14 protein-coding genes are annotated in these 16,532 nt (G+C 61.5%); 9 read left to right on the plus strand and 5 right to left on the minus strand.

What is annotated here, in order from left to right:
• Positions 1-26 precede the first annotated feature (26 nt).
• From ampC to FNZ07_RS08500, 4 genes are all read left to right on the plus strand, one after another.
• Positions 27-1,199 (plus strand): class C beta-lactamase, encoded by a 1,173-nt coding sequence (gene ampC, locus FNZ07_RS08485; RefSeq protein WP_091015478.1) that lies wholly within the window; start codon positions 27-29, stop codon positions 1,197-1,199.
• Positions 1,200-1,216: 17 nt separating this feature from the next.
• Positions 1,217-1,618, plus strand: a complete 402-nt coding sequence (locus FNZ07_RS08490) for a cupin domain-containing protein (RefSeq protein ID WP_091015481.1) — start codon at positions 1,217-1,219, stop codon at positions 1,616-1,618.
• Between the two features lie 456 nt (positions 1,619-2,074).
• The gene (locus FNZ07_RS08495) at positions 2,075-2,917 is read left to right on the plus strand and encodes a CmcJ/NvfI family oxidoreductase (RefSeq protein WP_091015483.1); all 843 of its coding nucleotides are present in this window, start codon (positions 2,075-2,077) and stop codon (positions 2,915-2,917) included.
• Complete coding sequence (locus FNZ07_RS08500; RefSeq protein ID WP_091015485.1) at positions 2,914-3,552, plus strand: 2-hydroxychromene-2-carboxylate isomerase; 639 nt, start codon at positions 2,914-2,916, stop codon at positions 3,550-3,552. Before FNZ07_RS08495 ends, FNZ07_RS08500 begins: the two co-directional genes overlap by 4 nt.
• A 13-nt stretch (positions 3,553-3,565) precedes the next feature.
• Here the strand turns inward: FNZ07_RS08500 and FNZ07_RS08505 are convergent, their stop codons facing one another.
• Complete coding sequence (locus FNZ07_RS08505) at positions 3,566-4,477, minus strand: LysR substrate-binding domain-containing protein (protein WP_091015911.1); 912 nt, start codon at positions 4,475-4,477, stop codon at positions 3,566-3,568.
• A gap of 167 nt (positions 4,478-4,644) precedes the next feature.
• Here FNZ07_RS08505 and FNZ07_RS08510 point away from each other — a divergent pair, with 167 nt between their 5' ends.
• Positions 4,645-5,604: an acyltransferase family protein gene (locus FNZ07_RS08510; RefSeq protein WP_170275697.1), complete on the plus strand. Its 960-nt coding sequence runs from the start codon at positions 4,645-4,647 to the stop codon at positions 5,602-5,604.
• A 15-nt stretch (positions 5,605-5,619) separates the two neighbouring features.
• Here FNZ07_RS08510 and FNZ07_RS08515 read toward each other — a convergent pair whose 3' ends face one another.
• From FNZ07_RS08515 to FNZ07_RS08525, 3 genes are all read right to left on the minus strand, one after another.
• On the minus strand, positions 5,620-6,093 hold the full coding sequence (locus tag FNZ07_RS08515; protein ID WP_091015490.1) for a nuclear transport factor 2 family protein: 474 nt from the start codon (positions 6,091-6,093) through the stop codon (positions 5,620-5,622).
• Positions 6,094-6,414: 321 nt separating this feature from the next.
• A complete protein-coding gene (locus FNZ07_RS08520; RefSeq protein WP_091015492.1) occupies positions 6,415-6,675 on the minus strand; it encodes a DUF2866 domain-containing protein in 261 nt (86 codons plus the stop codon).
• 203 nt (positions 6,676-6,878) lie between these two features.
• A complete protein-coding gene (locus tag FNZ07_RS08525; protein WP_091015494.1) occupies positions 6,879-8,603 on the minus strand; it encodes a peptidoglycan D,D-transpeptidase FtsI family protein in 1,725 nt (574 codons plus the stop codon).
• Positions 8,604-9,330: 727 nt separating this feature from the next.
• Here FNZ07_RS08525 and aepX point away from each other — a divergent pair.
• From aepX to FNZ07_RS08545, 4 genes are all read left to right on the plus strand, one after another.
• Positions 9,331-11,034, plus strand: a complete 1,704-nt coding sequence (gene aepX / locus FNZ07_RS08530) for a phosphoenolpyruvate mutase (protein WP_091015497.1) — start codon at positions 9,331-9,333, stop codon at positions 11,032-11,034.
• The gene (gene aepY / locus FNZ07_RS08535) at positions 11,031-12,245 is read left to right on the plus strand and encodes a phosphonopyruvate decarboxylase (protein WP_091015500.1); all 1,215 of its coding nucleotides are present in this window, start codon (positions 11,031-11,033) and stop codon (positions 12,243-12,245) included. Before aepX ends, aepY begins: the two co-directional genes overlap by 4 nt.
• Positions 12,245-13,312 carry a 2-aminoethylphosphonate aminotransferase gene (locus FNZ07_RS08540; RefSeq protein WP_091015502.1) on the plus strand — a complete coding sequence of 356 codons (1,068 nt, stop codon included), beginning with the start codon at positions 12,245-12,247 and terminating at the stop codon, positions 13,310-13,312. The genes aepY and FNZ07_RS08540 overlap by 1 nt, the downstream gene beginning before the upstream one ends.
• 639 nt (positions 13,313-13,951) lie before the next feature.
• Complete coding sequence (locus FNZ07_RS08545; protein ID WP_245811595.1) at positions 13,952-15,619, plus strand: DUF2957 domain-containing protein; 1,668 nt, start codon at positions 13,952-13,954, stop codon at positions 15,617-15,619.
• Positions 15,620-15,813: 194 nt separating this feature from the next.
• Here FNZ07_RS08545 and FNZ07_RS08550 read toward each other — a convergent pair whose 3' ends face one another.
• Entirely contained in the window at positions 15,814-16,530 is a 717-nt protein-coding gene (locus tag FNZ07_RS08550) for a PIG-L family deacetylase (protein WP_091015504.1), read from the minus strand.
• Between the last annotated feature and the right edge of the window lie 2 nt (positions 16,531-16,532).

Raw genomic sequence — 16,532 nt, forward strand, 5'->3', positions numbered from 1 at the left:
CGCAGAGATTAAAGGAAGCCCCGCCAATGAAGCTCACAGTCATCCGCCTCATGGCAACCATTGCCGTGACGTTGTGCGCGACTACCTCCATCAGTCACGCCGCCGGCAACCAGCAAGACCAGATCAGACAGGCGGTTGACGAAGCCGTACGACCGGTCATGGCGAAGAACAACATTGCAGGCATGGCGATAGGGATCATCGATGGACAACAGCACTACGTGTACAGCTATGGCGTCGCTTCGTTAGAAACCAGGAAGCCGGTCACACAGAACACCCTGTTCGAACTCGGATCGATCAGCAAGACATTTACGGCCACGCTGGCCTCTCTTGCGCAGGTCGATGGCGAGCTCGCCTTGACGGATAAAGTCGGCAAGTATCTGCCATTGCTGAGCGGCAGCCGGTTCGCCGATGCGCGTGTCCTCGATCTAGGCACGCATACGCCGGGCGGCCTGCCGTTACAGGTGCCGGATAACGTCAGCAACAACGATCAACTGATGCAGTATCTGAAAGCCTGGCAACCCGCCTACGCGCCCGGCACAGAGCGGACCTACTCCAATATCAGCATCGGCATGCTCGGCGTGCTCACGGCAACGAGCATGAAGCAGGGTTTCGCCGCTCTGGCCGAGCAGCGCCTGTTTGCGGCGCTCGGCATGACGAACAGCTACTTCGACGTCCCGCAAGCCCATATGGCCGATTATGCGCAGGGCTATAAAGAAGACGGTACGCCGATCCGCGTAGCGCCCGGAGTGCTGTCTACCGAAGCGTATGGCATCAAGACCTCGGCCGCCGACATGACGCGCTTCCTGCAAGCCAACATGAACCAGTTGAAGCTGGACGAGAAACTGCAGCGCGCGATTACGCAAACACACACCGGCTACTTCAAGGCCGGGGTGATGACGCAAGACCTGATATGGGAACAGTATGCGTACCCGGTTGCGCTGAAGACCTTGCAGGAAGGTAACTCGCCGGAGATGATTTTCAACGCGACACCCGTTAGCGAATTCAAACCACCGCAAGCACCACGTGAAGACGTGTGGATCAACAAGACGGGTTCGACCAACGGTTTCGGTGCGTATGTGGCATTCATCCCGGAGAAGCAACTGGGAATCGTGATCCTCGCAAACAGGAGCTTCCCCATCGATGAACGGGTGAGCACGGCATACCGGATTCTCACGGCCATCGCCGGCGGCGAACATTGAATCCAGATGGAGTGACGATGAAACGCTTTGGTTGCTTCTCTCTTGTCGCGGCGATCTTGATGGGTATGCAGTCCGTCTTTGCGGCAGGCGCGATGCCGGCTGCGAAAGACACGGTCGTTCTGCAACGTGTCCCGGTTCCGGGAACGGATCGCGAGATGGGCATGGGCATTGCCGAATTCCCACCGAATGCGGTCAAACCGTGGCACAAGGCGACCGGTCCTGAAGTTGTCTATGTGCTGGAGGGCGAGCTCACGGTGCAGGTAGATGGTCAACCCGCAACAGTCGTTCACGCAGGCGAAAGCTACCGGATGCCGGCGAACGTCGCGCACGAGACGGCAGCCGGACCTGTGGGCGCGAAGGTCGTCGCTACGTGGGCATGGGTACCGGGTAAGCCTTTCAATATTCCGGTCCCGCACTGATTCGATTGCCACGGATTCCGCAATGGTTTTTTGTCGACCTGCGCGATGACGAAACACAGCGCGACCGGGATAATCCATTGCGTGACGAATCTAGCTCCTGGCTGGGGGCGAAGGCGGACTCCTCATCTGCCACCGATCTTGTCACGGCCTCGTGGATCGAAAGATTCATGGGGCTTTTCTTTTTGGTGTGTCCGCGAAGCTTTCGCATGCGTCCAGCTCATGTGAGCCGCACCGAAATGTCGTTTGAGCACGCATCGACCATCGGCTTCAATGGTTGCATCGACCGACCGGGTCGCACGGCAATCGTGCTGCGCGGCCGCCGCGGTCCGCTTGCATGGAGCCGGTATGAACACCTCATTGGAGCCGCAGTCCGCGGTTGCTGCTACAGATTCTGCTTCAGGTCCTGCTTCAGGTCCTGCTTCAAGTCCTGCTTCAAGTCCTGATACGCAACCTGTCATGGCATTTCTCAGCTATCTCGTGCCAACAACGATGCGCCCAGTCAGCTACGCGTACGAGCCGCCGTCCGGCCTGCCCTGGGAAAGCGCGGAGTATGAGCGTCGCCCGATGCCGATCACGGATGCGCGCAGCTTCGCACAACCTCCGTCGATTCATCGCGAGGGTTTCGAATTGCGCGCCGCACCCACCGCGGTGAAAGACTTTCTCGACGCAGACGTCGTGAAGACCGTTTACTACCGGGAAGCCATGGAACTGGCGCTTGCAGTAACAGGCGCGTCACGTGCGTGGGTTTTCGATCATCTGGTGCGCCGGCGCGAAGCGGGACGTGCGGCCCTCACGTTCGGGCGGCGCGGCGCCGACGGACTGGCGGCGGCCAATGGACGCATTCACAACGACTATACCGAGGCATCGGGCCGCGCCCGACTGCAACGCGTGCTGTATACACAGGGTGTGTCCGGTGCAGCCGCACGCGTGCGGCGTTACAGTATCGTCAATATCTGGCGATCGATTCGCGGTACCGTGCTCGATACACCGCTGGCAGTCTGCGATGCGCGCAGCGTGATGGCGGCCGATCTCGTCGAAAGCGAAGTACGCTATCCGCAGCGCACTGGCGAGATTTACACCGCGCTGCATTCGCCGATGCATCGCTGGTGCTGGTTTTCGCAGATGACTCGCGATGAAGCGCTGGTATTCAAGCAGTACGATGCGCAGATTAGCGGGGTGGCCCGCTACACGCTGCACACCGCGTTCGATCATCCGTTCACCCCGGCAGATGCGCCGCTACGCGAAAGCATCGAACTGCGGTGCCTGGTTGCCTACGACGTAGAGGAGGAGATTCGATGACTACCGATGCATCGGCCGATAATTCAACCACTAAGCCAGCCACGATCGATTTCTGGTTCGACTTCGCCAGCAACTACAGCTATCTCAGCATCATGCGCATCGAGGCGGCCGCAGCGCAGCGCGGCGTGACGGTGCGCTGGCAGCCGTTCCTGCTAGGGCCGATCTTCCACGCCCTCGGCTACGACGCGTCGCCGTTCGTCGCGCAGAAGGAGAAGGGCGCCTATGTGTGGCAGGACATGGTGCGCGAGTGCCGCAAGTACGGCTTGCAGTGGGTTCGGCCGAGCACGTTCCCGCGCCACTCGCTGCTTGCGTTGCGGGTGGCCCTGGTCGGTGCGCGGCAACCGTGGATCGGCGAGTACTGCCGGCGGATCACGCTGCGTAACTTCGCGCAGGACCGTGACATTGCATCGGCGGACGATGTCGGCGACGTGCTCGCGCAACTCGGCTTACCCGCTGCACAGATTCTGGCGGACGCACAGAGCGACGAAAACAAGCTCGGTTTGCGCAGACAGACGGAGCGCGCGCAGGCAAAGGGTATTTTCGGCGCACCGATGTTCTTCGTCGGTGACGAGATGTTCTGGGGCAATGATCGCCTCGACGATGCACTGGCGTTCTGCGCATCGCCGAACGCATAACCTGTGGGTCGACCTACTGCAATTGCGCGCGTGCCTGTTCTACGATCCACTCAGCCACGCGTCCAACTTCATCGCGCGTCCGTTCCTGCGCGTGGATCAACCAGTAGGCATGCGCAGTTTCGGCAGCCGGACGTGGCGGCGCAAGCTGCAGGAGCCGGCCTTCGTCGAGCAGCGGACCGATCAGTTCGAGCCGTCCGAGCGCAACGCCATGTCCCGCGAGCGCGGCGTGGATTACCTGATCGTACTGGTTGAAATGCAGCATCCCGTGCGGCTTCGCGTCCTGCCAGTCGCGCGCAGCGAGCCAGTCATGCCAGCGCAGCCACGGGTGCTGCGCATCGTCGAATTCGAGCAGCGACAACCGCGCGAGCGTGCGCGGCGAACGTAGCGCATGCAGGCCGAGCGAAGGATGTGCAACCGGCGCAATCGTCTCGCCGAACAGCCGCACCGCGCCGCGTGGTGCAAGCGAAGCCGTGGTATAGCGGATCGCCAGATCGATATCGTCGCGGCGCAGATCGGCGATGCTGTTGTTCGCGCTGACGCGTACATCGACTCCCGGATATTGCTGCTGAAAGGCGCGCAACCTGGGCAGCAGCCACAACCCGGTGAAGCCGATGCTCGAGCTGAGCGTGACCGGCCGTGCCGCGCCGGCCGGGCGGATAACGCCGAACACGTCCTGTAGTTGCTGCAGCGCGCTGTCCGCGCTGCGAAACAGCCGCTCGCCTTCGACAGTGAACGCTATAGACCGATGACCGCGCACCAGCAGCCGCACGCCCAGTTGCCGTTCGAGCGCATGCACCTGCCGGCTGACCGCCGATTGCGTTACGCAGAGATCCTGCGCGGCGAGCGTGATGCTCATCCGGCGCCCGACCGCGACGAAGCCGCGGATCAGATCCAGCGATGACAGATGGACGAGCGGAACGGGCATTCCCATGGCGCATGCCTGCAAGGAAGTCGACAGCAAGCATTGAAGCACAGCCGGCGAAACACGGCAAAACAACCCAAACGACGATCCGGCACAAGACAGAATCGTTTTTTCGTCATTTTTACCAGGCTAAGATCACCGGTCATTCACGTTATTGCCGGAGAAGCGTTATGCAGCGAAGTGCAAGCATCGATTTCGCGAAGATCGCGCTGGCCGCGATGGTGGTCGCACTGCACGCCGAAATTTTCAAGGAAACGTCCGACTATCTGAGCTTTATTTTCGTCAACGGATTCCTGCGGATCGCTGTGCCGCTGTTCTTTATCATCAACGGCTTTTACTTCTACAACATCGTCGCAAAGGGCAAGCCGCTCTTGCCGTGGGCCAAACGGATGGCGTCGCTGTATGCGGTCTGGATGGTGCTGTATCTACCGTTCTACTATCCGCATCATCCGCAATCGATCAAGGAAGACGTTGAATTTCTACTGAAGCTCGTGATCGGTTATCACCACCTGTGGTACCTGGCCGGGTCGCTTGGCGCGGGGTTGGTGCTGTACTGGGTGCGCGGCTGGTCCGACGCGAAGCTACTGACGGCCGCAGTGCTGCTGTTCCTGCTCGGCGCCGCAGCTCAGTATGTCTTCAACTACGTCGACAGCAGCCACCTGTATCTGAACAAGCTGTTCAACAACTACTGGTTGTTCCGCAACTTCCTGCTGCTCGGCTTTCCGATGTATGCGATCGGTTTTCTGATTGCGAAGGGGCGGGCGAATGCGCTGTCCGATTCGACGGTGCTGGCGCTGACCGTGCTTGGAGTGTTAGCGCTTTTTGTCGAAAGCTCGCTCATCTACTTCTTCCATCCGGTGCGCGATCACTTCGACAACTGCTTCTCGCTGATTCTCGCGTGTCCGGCGATCTTCCTGTTCGTGCAGCGTCGCGCGGGGACGCTCACCACCGATCTCTATGCGAAGGTCTCCACCGTCATCTATTTCATTCACCCGTACTTCATCTTCGCGATGATGGGGCTCATGGGGATGCATACGGGGACCGTGCTGTTCCTGATCGCGATCGGGCTGAGCCTGCTGGTCAGCCCTCTGGTCATCGCGCTCGACCGTCGGTTGAAGTTGCTGTTGTAGGCGTTTGCGCGGTGTTCAGCCGCGTTTCGCACGAAACGCGGCGAGCCCCTTGCGAGCCTGCTGGCGGATCGCGTTCTGCACGAACGGTGTCCAGCCCAGCAGCGTGCCTTTGGCACCGAGCGCCTGGCGCGACCAGCGCCACAAGTCGAAGCTGTCGCGATGTTCGGCGATAAGACCGTTCGCAAAAACAAAGCGCGCCTGAATGTCGTTGACCACACGATTGCCGCTCTGCGTGAACACGTAGTGCGCGATCCAGTGCGCGCTCCCGGTTGATCCGTCAGCTACGACATGATCGAACGTGAGCGAGAAATCCTGGGCACGCTGCGTGAGCATGCGCCACATGTCGCCGATCTCCGCGCCGCGTAACTCGCCGAACGCCGGGTCGCTGAAAACAGCGTCGCTTGCATAGCAGGCGGCCATCGTTTCGGCATCGAGCTTCTGGAAGGCTTCGTAGAAGCGGGTAATCAATGCGGCGTGGGTGTCACTCATGGGGCATGGTCTCCTTGCTGATGGTGTCTGCGTTCTCGTGAAAATCGCCTAAGCGGGCGCAAGCCGTGAGGCGCCGCTCATTTCAACGAGAGGAAAATACCATCTTCCGGACGATCTGCATCGACGCGATGCCTTAATCGGGAAACTGACAGGGGGAGAGAAGAGATTTCGCGGTAACTGCAACGCGGCGACAGATGGTGCCGTTTGTCGCGGGTTACCGGTTTGTTCGGGAGGGTGGCGATGACACGTCGGCGCAACGCCTGGATCGCGGGGGAATGTTTTCTTTGAGCGCGGCCCGGTTGCCGGGCGAGCCGCTGGAACTTACGCCTGCTCGGTTTGCTGGCAAAAGCGCCGTCCCGGTACGTGGGAAATGACGAGTTCGGCAATTTCGGTCGCGGTGTATTCGGCGGGCACTGCACGGCGCCGGCTCTCGGGATCGTGCTTCAGCGTCCATTCGACGACGCGATATGAGCGGCCCCAGGGGAGTTGTTGCGGTGCCGACACCTTGCACGAATGAATCTGCTGTGCATGAAGGTTGGCGGACATGGCCTGCAGATGGGTAAACACCGCGTCTTCGGTCATGGTTTGACTCCTTTTGCAGGAATGCCTGTGATGTGTCCGGTACGCCGACGACATCTCGAGTTAAAAAAGTGCCGCCTGTACTCCGGCGGCTCAACAGGGGATGTCGAGTGCATGGTTGCAGGGAAGAATTAAGCCAGACTTAAAACGCGGCACCGATGTGTATCGATATGTACAGATATGTGCCGATGTGTACCGCAAACCGGCTATGCATCCGGTGGCACACCGAGCAGTTGCAGTGCGCCGCCTGTCACGGACGCGAACACCGGGCCTGCTACCGTGCCGCCGTAGAACGCCTTGCCGGCCGGATCGTCGATCATCACCGCGACGACGAGCCGCGGATCGCTCATCGGCGCCATACCGACAAAAAGCGCGCGATAGCGGTTCTTCGCGTAGGTCGCTCCGATCTGCTTGCGGGCAGTACCGGTTTTACCGCCGATGCGATAACCGGCCACTTCCGCCGCGCGTCCGGTCCCGCCTGCGCTGGTCGCCATTTCGAGCATCTTGCGGATGGCCGCAGCCGTGGCGGGGGTCGTCACGCGGCGGCTGCTGTCTGCGGAGAGCGGCATGTCGTTCGTATCGTCGAGCAGCAGACGGGCAGGGTGCAGCGTGCCGTCGCCGGCATACACGGTGTAGACCTGCGCCATCTGCAGCAACGAGGTTGAGAGACCATAGCCGTAGGCCATCGTCGCCTGCTCGATTGGTCGCCAGCGTTGGTACGGACGCACGCGGCCGGCGGCGACACCAGGAAAGGTCAGTTCCGGCGCGCGGCCGAGCCCGTAGTCCTGATACTTCGTCCAGATTGTTTCGGCGGGTAGATTCAATGCGAGCTTGGCGAGTGCGATATTGCTCGACTTCTGAATTGCTTCGGCAACAGTCATCTTGCCGTGATTCGACGTGTCGTGAATCACACTGGGCCCGATCTTGTAGTACCCAGGCGCCGTATCGATGATGGTTTGCGGCCGCACTTTACCGAGGTCCATCGCTAGCGCGGCGACGATCGGTTTGATCGTCGAACCGGGCTCAAACGTATCGACCACGGCGCGATTGCGCAATTGACGTCCGGTGAGACGTGCGCGGTCGTTCGGATCGAAACTCGGATAGTTGGCGAGCGCGAGGATTTCTCCGTTGCGCGCATCGAGTACGACGACGCTGCCCGCTTGTGCGTCGTGCTTCGCGATGGCGAGCTTCAGTTGCGCGTACGCGAGTTGCTGGATGCGGCGGTCGATTGTCAGGTGAATCGTCGCGCCGTTGCGGGCGGGGACGAGCGGTCCGGTTTCGGAGACTACACGGCCGAGCCGGTCGCGGATCACTTCGCGTTGTCCAGGTACGCCGTTTAACGGATCGTTGGCGGCAAGCTCCACACCTTCCTGGCCGTGGTCCTCGATGTCAGTGAAGCCGACCACGTGCGCGGCGGCCTCGCCTTCTGGATAGAAACGTTTGGTATCGGCGATCTGCGTGATGCCCGCCAGCCCGAGCTTGCCGATGTGGTCGGCGGTTTCGGCATCGACCTGGCGCTTGAGCAGCACGAAGCTCCGGTCGCCGGTCAGTCGTCGCCGCAGTTCGGCGAGCGGCAGATCGAGCAGCTTCGCGAGCGGCGCATAGGTGCTGTCGTCGAGCAGTTTCGGTGTGGCCCAGATTTCGTAGGTGGCGAGGCTGACGGCGAGCAATGCGCCATGCCGGTCGACAATGCGCCCGCGCGTCGCGTCGAGCTCGATGGTGCGCTGATAGCGCTTCTGCCCCTGCTCGACGTAGAAATCCTGATTCACCACCTGAATCCAGAATGCGCGCCCGAGCAGCGCTGCGAATGCCGCGAAGACAACCAGCACGACGAACTTCGAACGCCACATCGGCAATCGCGCCGCGAGCAGGGTGCTGCGTGCCACCGGTGCGTACGAATCGTGAGACTGCGGTTTTTTCTTGTGCGTCATAAGTGCGGTGCAGAGCAGGAACGGGGCGGCGATGACATGAGATAGTGGTGCGGCACGAAGTGTAATCGAAACGTAATATTAATAATGCGTTTGCGCAAGAGGCATTCGAGCTGCGTGTTCGGCCCGAGAGTCGTGAATTGCGACTGGCAAATCGTGACTGCCGTGTCGGTACGCGAGAGCACATTCAATGTGGATAACGCGCACATCGAAACCGGCGCGTCACACTGCAATGGTCTGATTGTAAAAACCGTGCGGGAGATTCGTTCGATAAGAGCGTCGTCTCCGACGCGGCGTGTTTTAAGGCGCTCACCGTGAGCGCCTTCTTTTTTATTCGCGTAACGCGTAGTCGATGTTTTTATCGGCTCGCACGATAAACCGCCGATATAAAAACACACGACACGATCCGCTCTTCCCGGACTCGAAAAACCAAAACGTCAGGCGAAATAAAAAGCGGAATGAAAGCTGCGTGATGCGCACGATGCAACTCGTCGCAGACCCGTACGGGGCCTGCGTTTGCGGCCGGAAACACCACATTTCTCCTAGCATTTCCACCAATTGCCATAAACGTGTCACGTTTCCAACGGCGGCGTTTCATTTCCGCTATAGTCGCGATTTTTGGCCGTCTCCAGACCTGTCGGAAAATGCGGAGAACGGCGCTGCTGCTGCACACAGCGGCCAGCACATCATTCCGCCGCCACTCAGGCGGCTACCCGGAGTAGACAACGAGATGAACGCACGAGACCCCTCCATTCTTACCGCCTCCCGCAGCAGCCGCCTGCGTCAGATGCTCACCAGCAACCAGCTCGAATTCATGATGGAAGCGCACAACGGCCTGTCCGCGCGCATCGTTAAAGAAGCCGGGTTCCGCGCGATCTGGGGCTCGGGCCTCGCGATTTCCGCGCAGTACGGCGTGCGCGACAACAACGAGGCGAGCTGGACCCAGGTGGTCGACACACTCGAGTTCATGGCCGACGCAAGCGATCTGCCCATTTTGCTCGACGGCGACACCGGCTACGGCAACTTCAATAACGTACGACGCCTCGTGCGCAAGCTCGAACAGCGCGGCATCGCAGGCGTGTGTATCGAAGACAAGCAGTTTCCGAAGACCAACAGCTTTATCAACGGCGAGCGTCAGCCGCTTGCGGAAATGGACGAGTTCTGCGGCAAGATCAAGGCCGGCAAGGACTCGCAGTCCGACGACGATTTCTCGATCGTCGCGCGCGTCGAAGCGCTGATCGCGGGCTGGGGCATGGACGAAGCGCTGCGTCGCGCCGAGGCATATCGCCAGGCGGGCGCCGATGCGATCCTGATCCACAGCAAGCTGTCGCGTCCCGATGAAATTCTCACGTTCGCACGCGAATGGGCCGGCCGCGGTCCGCTCGTGATCGTGCCGACCAAGTACTACTCGACGCCAACCGAAGTGTTCCGCAAGGCCGGCATCAGCGTCGTGATCTGGGCGAACCATCTGATCCGTTCGGCAGCATCGGCGATGCAGGCTGTCGCGAAGGAAATCCACGACAACGAAACGCTCGTCGATGTCGAAGACCGCATCGCGGCAGTCAACGAAATTTTCCGTCTGCAGGATGCCGATGAATATTCGGAAGCCGAGCGCCGCTATCTGTCGGCTTCGCGTGCGACCGGTGCTGCGATCGTGCTCGCGGCGAGCCGCGGTGCAGGACTCGAAGCGCTGACCGAAGAGCGTCCGAAAGTCATGCTGCCGGTGGCGGGCAAGCCGCTGCTGCGCTGGCTCGTCGATGGCTTCAAGAAGCAGGGCGTCAACGACATCACGGTGGTCGGCGGTTATCGTGCCGACGCGATCGATACGGCCGGCATCAAGCTCGTCGTCAACGAACGCCATGCGCAAACCGGCGAACTCGCATCGCTCGCATGCGCCGCCGACACGCTGCAGACCGACACGGTCATTTCGTACGGCGATCTGCTGTTCCGTAGCTATATCGTGCGTGATCTGGTCGAAAGTGAAGCGGAGTTCAGCGTCGTCGTCGATTCGTCGCTGACGCAGGCGGAAAACAGCAGCGTGCGCGACTTCGCATGGTGCTCCGCCGCCGACGACCGCGGTCTGTTCGGCAACAAGGTGCTGCTGCAACGCATCTCGAGCGAACTGCAGGGCGATGCCTCGAGCGGCACGGCGCCGCAGGGTCGCTGGATCGGACTTCTGAATGTGCGCGGCGCGGGCATCGAACGTCTGAAGGCAGTGCTTGCGCAACTGCGCGAGCGGCCCGATTTCGATTCGCTCGATATTCCGGCGCTGCTCAATGCGCTGATCGATGCGGGCGAGCAGGTCGAAGTGCAGTACGTGCATGGCCACTGGCGCGGTGTGAACGATCTGGAAGACTTCCGTCGTGCCGGTGATTTCGCGCACGCGCAGACACCGCTCGCATCTGGCGATGCGCAACGCGGGGCTGCGCAATGATCGAAGCGGCACAGTTCGTCGAGGCGGCGCGCGAGCGCGGCTTCGACTGGTATGCGGGCGTGCCGTGTTCGTACCTGACGCCGTTTATCAACTACGTGTTGCAGGATCCGTCGTTGCACTACGTGTCGGCGGCGAATGAGGGCGATGCGGTTGCGTTGATTGCCGGTGTTGCACTCGGCGGCGATGTAAAAGGTGGCACAGCGGGTCGCACACGACGCGGTGTCACGATGATGCAGAACTCGGGGCTCGGCAATGCGGTGAGCCCGCTCACGTCGCTGACGTGGACGTTCCGGTTGCCGCAATTGCTGATCGTCACGTGGCGCGGCCAGCCGGGTGTACCGGACGAACCGCAACACGCGTTGATGGGCCCGATCACACCGGCGATGCTCGAGACGATGGAGATTCCGTGGGAGACGTTCCCCACTGAGGCCGATGCGATTGGTCCCGCGCTCGATCGTGCGATTGCCTATATGGACGAAACTGGCCGGCCGTATGCGCTCGTGATGCAGAAGGGCAGCGTCGCGCCATACGAGCTGAAGCAGGCGCCCGCAGCGTCGCGCGAGGCCGCTCCGGCAGCGCGTAGCGTCACGCGCGGCGTACCGGCCGAAGCGCTGCCGACACGGCAGCAGGCATTGCAACGCGTGATCGCGCATACGCCGGTCGACTCGACGGTCGTGCTGGCGTCGACCGGTTTTTGCGGCCGCGAACTCTACGCAATCGACGACCGGCCGAACCAGCTCTATATGGTCGGCTCGATGGGTTGCCTCACGCCGTTCGCGCTTGGGCTCGCACTCGCCCGGCCCGACCTGCAGGTGGTCGCGCTCGACGGCGACGGTGCGGCGCTGATGCGCATGGGCGTATTCGCGACGCTGGGCGCCTATGGTCCGGCGAATCTGACGCATGTGTTGCTCGATAACGGCGCACACGATTCCACGGGCGGCCAGGCGACGGTTTCGCCGCAGGTATCGTTTGCGGGTGTGGCTGCGGCGTGCGGTTATGCGTCGGCGGTTGAAACCGACGATCTCGCGGTGCTCGACGAAACGCTCGCGACCGTTGCATCGCCGGCACCGGCGCAGGCACGCGGTTCGCGTTTCATCCGTCTCGCGATCAAACGCGGCACCCCCGATGGCCTGCCGCGCCCCACGATTACCCCGCCCGATGTGAAGACGCGCCTGATGCGCCACATCGGCGCTGCGCAAGGAGAGCGTTGATGCTGTTGTTGAATCCCGGCCCTGTCACGCTGACTGAACGCGTGCGCCGTAGCCTGTTGCAAACCGATCTGTGTCATCGCGAGAGCGAGTTCTTCGATTTGCAGGACGAGGCACGCGAGCGTCTAGTGAACGTCTACGGGCTGGACCCCGCGCAATGGTCCGCTGTGCTGATGACGGGTTCAGGTACCGCAGCGGTCGAAAGCATGGTGGCAGCGCTGGTGCCCGAGCACGGCAAACTGCTGATCGTCGAGAACGGTGTGTACGGCGAGCGGATTGCTCACATCGCCGCGCAATACCGGATCGCGCACGAAGTCGTGAAGCACGAATGGATGGAAGCACCCGATCTCGCGCGCATCGTGGCGCGTCTCGACGCGGATCGCGGCTTCACGCATGTCGCCGTGATCCACCATGAAACCACCACGGGCCGGTTGAACGATCTGCGTACGCTCGGCGCTGTATGTCGCGAACGCGGTGTGCAACTGCTGGTGGATGGCGTCAGCAGCTTCGGTGCCGAAGCGATCGATTTCAACGACGGCAGCATCGCTGCCGTGGCGGCGACCGCGAACAAGTGTCTGCACGGCGTGCCGGGCGCGGCATTCGTGATCGTGCGACGCGATACGTTGGCTCAAGCGGCGAGCCGCACGTTCTATCTCGACCTGAGCCGGCTCGCGCGATTGCAGGATCAGCGCAATACGCCGTTCACGCCGTCGGTGCATGCGTACTACGCGCTCGTCGAGGCGCTGCGCGAACTCGCCGACGAAGGCGGCTGGACAGCGCGCCATGCACGCTACGCGGCGCTTGCCGAGCAGGCGCGCGCAGGGCTGGCGGCGCGTGGGGTTGCTAGTGCGGTGGCGCCGGAGCAGTCGTCGGTGGTGTTGCGGGCGTACCGTTTGCCGGACGGCGTGTCGTACCCGCAACTGCACGATGCGTTGAAGGCGCGCGGTTTCGTGATCTATGCGGGACAGGGCGGTTTGTCGGCGGAACTGTTCCGCATCTCGACGATGGGCGACATCCATGCCGCCGACGTCGACCGGTTGTTGCAGGGCTTCAGCGAACTTTCACGCTGAACGCGTTGAACAGGCTGGGCAGATTGAGCGCCCGGTGTCGAACACGGCATCGAGGCGGCAAGCGTTGACGGCGAGACCTTCGGGACTTCGTCGTCAACGCGGCTGTTGCGGTCGCAATCGACACACCACGCTATCTCAGCGTTTGTTTAACACCCCACCTCGCTTCCTTCCACGCAATACGGCGATCCATTCCTGGCCGCGTTCGCTTGATCGCAGCGACCGGCATCACGGCGAAGCCACTCGCGTTTGATGCCATTCGCTTATTGGTGCGTTGCGGCATCGTCTTTTTACGCGATTCACTCCGCATGGACGTGCGTTTGAAACGAACCGACCAGCCAGCATGGAGGCTGGAACACGCCTGCGCGGGAGTTTGGATGCACGCCTCTATGTACATTCTTTCTTAACCGGTTTAAGTTTTGCGACGAGTTGCATGTAAAGATCGGGCCAAGGGAGACAATAATGCGAGGCAATGTCCTGCGTACATTCATAGCGCCGCATTCCACGGCTTTAAATTAGAAAAGCATGATCCCGGCGGCCGCGCGTTCCTCGAAATTTCGGGTTTTATTCGAGCGAATATCGTGGCCGGATACGACGGGAACAGCTAGATCATTCAAACGATAAATCCGGAGGAGACAAAAGATGACGCGCATCGTGCGTGACGGTTTTCCCGTCAAAACCCTGGCTGGCATGGCAGTGGCAGGATTGCTGCTGGTTGCATGTAATGGCGATAACCCGGGGAACCCCGGGCCAGTGAACGTGGCGCAATGTTCGGGCGCCGCGTGCGGACCGTCGGGCGGACCGACTTCGCCGCCATCGAATGTCCAGCTTTGCCCGACCTCGCTCGATTATTCGACGACGTATACCGGCGGATCGGGTAGCGGCGAATACATCAAGGTGAAATTCAATTCTACGGCGAACCCGAAGACGTATCAGATGACGTTCGTGGAGTCGGAAGTGCCGACATCCGCGGGGCAGGTCAACAATACGCGCGCCGGACTGACGATTAACGGGACGTACACCACACCGAACCTTTATACGCCACCTGGCGGGACTGGAACGCCGTTTGCGCTGCCGAGCGCCGAGCAGAACCGCTGTGCGATCGTGCTGCAAAACGGTGCGACTGCCGACGGTACCTATAAAGTCACGATCAATCCGCAAGACCCGCCGATACTGTTTGTCGGGATGGGGATCATGGGGGGCTCGATTCCGGGAGCGACGATCCAGTTCGCCGGCGCGACACCTTTCCCGGGGCTGACGCTCGGCGTGGTACCGTCGCGGACGTTCGATTCATACCCGTTCATCGGATTCAGCCAGACGGTAACGGATTTTTCACAGGTGGCGGGAACGTACAACGAACTCGGCTTCCGCATCACGCCTGAAGGTACGCCGTACCAGACTGCCCCCAGCGCGACTCCAGGGGGGGCGCCCACGCAAGGTCAGCTCGGCTGGCAGCCGGACGCGATCCAGGCCTCCGAAACCTTTAAGGCGGATGGCACCTGCGTTGCGGATACTTCAAAGTATTCGTGCTCGTCAACGGGGTCGCCGTGGACGCTGAGGACCAATGCGGATGGCTCGGCTGATAACGTGTTCAGGAGCGGCCCTGTGACGGGCAGTCAGGTTTATCCGGCCATCGGCGTAGGCGTCTCGCCGATAGCGCTTTTCGCGCCGGACACGGCTCACGGTGTAATGATCGTCGGCAACGTTGGTGGGACACTAGTGCCAGTCATCATTCGGGTTGGCCAAGGGTATGTGAATCCGACCAGTCCGCTGCTCGGCTCGGTCCTCGACGATCAGATCGGCATCTCGCTGCTGGCACCGGCTACGACACTTACCCAGAGTGATCTGAGCGGCGGGTATGTCGGCGCCAACAGCGTGTCGGCCTGCGGTCTCGTTACATACGGCGGCCAGTCTTCGACCGCTGCGGGTGTGGGTGGCCAGACCATCTATGCGTCTGCAGGTGCCTGCCTCGACGCCAGCGCATCGACGAACGCCAGTGTGAATTCGACGGCGGCATTGTTCCAGCCGCCTACCGGTGGCCTGCTGAATCCGTTCGCGGCCACGACTTCGTCGAACTTCACGATGGACTTCACGCAGACGCAACCAGGCCTCGTCAAGGTCACGGCGACCACACCGCTTATGTCGGGCAACACGGCGATTTACAAGGCTGGCGACACGGGCGCAATCATCAAGGTCGGTCAGGTGTATGCGCTGTTGATGAACGGTGTGAACCAGCAGTTCACGACGCAGAGCCCGTCTAACGTCAGTGCAGTGAATCCGTTCCTGACGGTCGGTGCATTCGTGCAGTAGCACCGTACAGTGGTCCGGGGGACCGCGTGCCGGAAGGCGCAGCGGTCTCCGTTAGCAAGCGCCGGGGTTACCGGCGCTTTTTTTTCGTGCGTGGTTCGGATGGAGCGGGCGGCGCTCGCGTAACGGCGGCCCTTGTCCGACAGCGTGGGCGATGCCGCGCGCGGTTGCCTGGATTCGACGAACTCCAGCCGCGGCTATTTCTTCGCGCGCCGCGTCGCCGTGCGCGAGACCGTCAGCTGCCAGTAGCGCTCGGCGTTGAATACATCATCGCAGCCATGCGGACCGAACCCGCGCAACTGACTCTCGTACGCCGCGACCGCTTCGTGTTTGATCACCGCCTGGCGTACGGGATCGATCGTATGCGCAGCGGCCGGCTGCGCCGGCGTCGCGACGATGCCGCGCCGCGCAAGATCGTCGAGCTGCGTCTGCACAACCCCCGGATTGCAGCGATGAATCGCGTCCTCGTAAGCGAACCACGACAGATGCGCGAGCCGCGGCAGGATCTCGCAGCACGCGTGGTACACGAGCAGGTGATCGGGATGAAACAGACCGAGCGGCATCAGCAGCGTGTTCGCAGTCGAGCCGTAGATGGTCTCCTCGAGTGCCGCCGCGAGCTTGCTGATCGACGGCGAATCGAGGTACTGGTTGTCGCGGAACGGCATACGCACCGGAATCGCATCGAGCAACGACAGCGCGCGGTTGTCTTCGATAGTGCGGGCGTGTATCGCTTCGTGCGCCCCAGAAAAACCAGCCTTGCGGTCCCACTCGGTATGCATATCGTGTTCGGGCGGCGCGGCGAAGACTGTACAGACGGCCGCATCCGGATGCGTAGCCAGCAACGCGCCGCAACTGAATACGGCGTCGTCGAAATGAGGTGACAGGACAAAGAGGCGCGGGCTGGTTTCGCTCATGA

It is taken from the genome of Paraburkholderia megapolitana, from assembly GCF_007556815.1.
Lineage (GTDB): Bacteria > Pseudomonadota > Gammaproteobacteria > Burkholderiales > Burkholderiaceae > Paraburkholderia > Paraburkholderia megapolitana.

What these genes read in the sequence shown, in the direction of transcription:
- FNZ07_RS08500 (WP_091015485.1), top strand. Translation starts at nt 2,914, where the DNA reads ATGACTACCGATGCATCGGCCGATAATTCAACCACTAAGCCAGCCACG.
- FNZ07_RS08505 (WP_091015911.1), bottom strand. Translation starts at nt 4,477, where the DNA reads ATGCCCGTTCCGCTCGTCCATCTGTCATCGCTGGATCTGATCCGCGGC.
- FNZ07_RS08515 (WP_091015490.1), bottom strand. Translation starts at nt 6,093, where the DNA reads ATGAGTGACACCCACGCCGCATTGATTACCCGCTTCTACGAAGCCTTC.
- FNZ07_RS08495 (WP_091015483.1), top strand. Translation starts at nt 2,075, where the DNA reads ATGGCATTTCTCAGCTATCTCGTGCCAACAACGATGCGCCCAGTCAGC.
- FNZ07_RS08490 (WP_091015481.1), top strand. Translation starts at nt 1,217, where the DNA reads ATGAAACGCTTTGGTTGCTTCTCTCTTGTCGCGGCGATCTTGATGGGT.
- FNZ07_RS08520 (WP_091015492.1), bottom strand. Translation starts at nt 6,675, where the DNA reads ATGACCGAAGACGCGGTGTTTACCCATCTGCAGGCCATGTCCGCCAAC.
- FNZ07_RS08550 (WP_091015504.1), bottom strand. Translation starts at nt 16,530, where the DNA reads ATGAGCGAAACCAGCCCGCGCCTCTTTGTCCTGTCACCTCATTTCGAC.
- aepX (WP_091015497.1), top strand. Translation starts at nt 9,331, where the DNA reads ATGAACGCACGAGACCCCTCCATTCTTACCGCCTCCCGCAGCAGCCGC.
- aepY (WP_091015500.1), top strand. Translation starts at nt 11,031, where the DNA reads ATGATCGAAGCGGCACAGTTCGTCGAGGCGGCGCGCGAGCGCGGCTTC.
- ampC (WP_091015478.1), top strand. Translation starts at nt 27, where the DNA reads ATGAAGCTCACAGTCATCCGCCTCATGGCAACCATTGCCGTGACGTTG.
- FNZ07_RS08525 (WP_091015494.1), bottom strand. Translation starts at nt 8,603, where the DNA reads ATGACGCACAAGAAAAAACCGCAGTCTCACGATTCGTACGCACCGGTG.
- FNZ07_RS08510 (WP_170275697.1), top strand. Translation starts at nt 4,645, where the DNA reads ATGCAGCGAAGTGCAAGCATCGATTTCGCGAAGATCGCGCTGGCCGCG.
- FNZ07_RS08545 (WP_245811595.1), top strand. Translation starts at nt 13,952, where the DNA reads ATGACGCGCATCGTGCGTGACGGTTTTCCCGTCAAAACCCTGGCTGGC.
- FNZ07_RS08540 (WP_091015502.1), top strand. Translation starts at nt 12,245, where the DNA reads ATGCTGTTGTTGAATCCCGGCCCTGTCACGCTGACTGAACGCGTGCGC.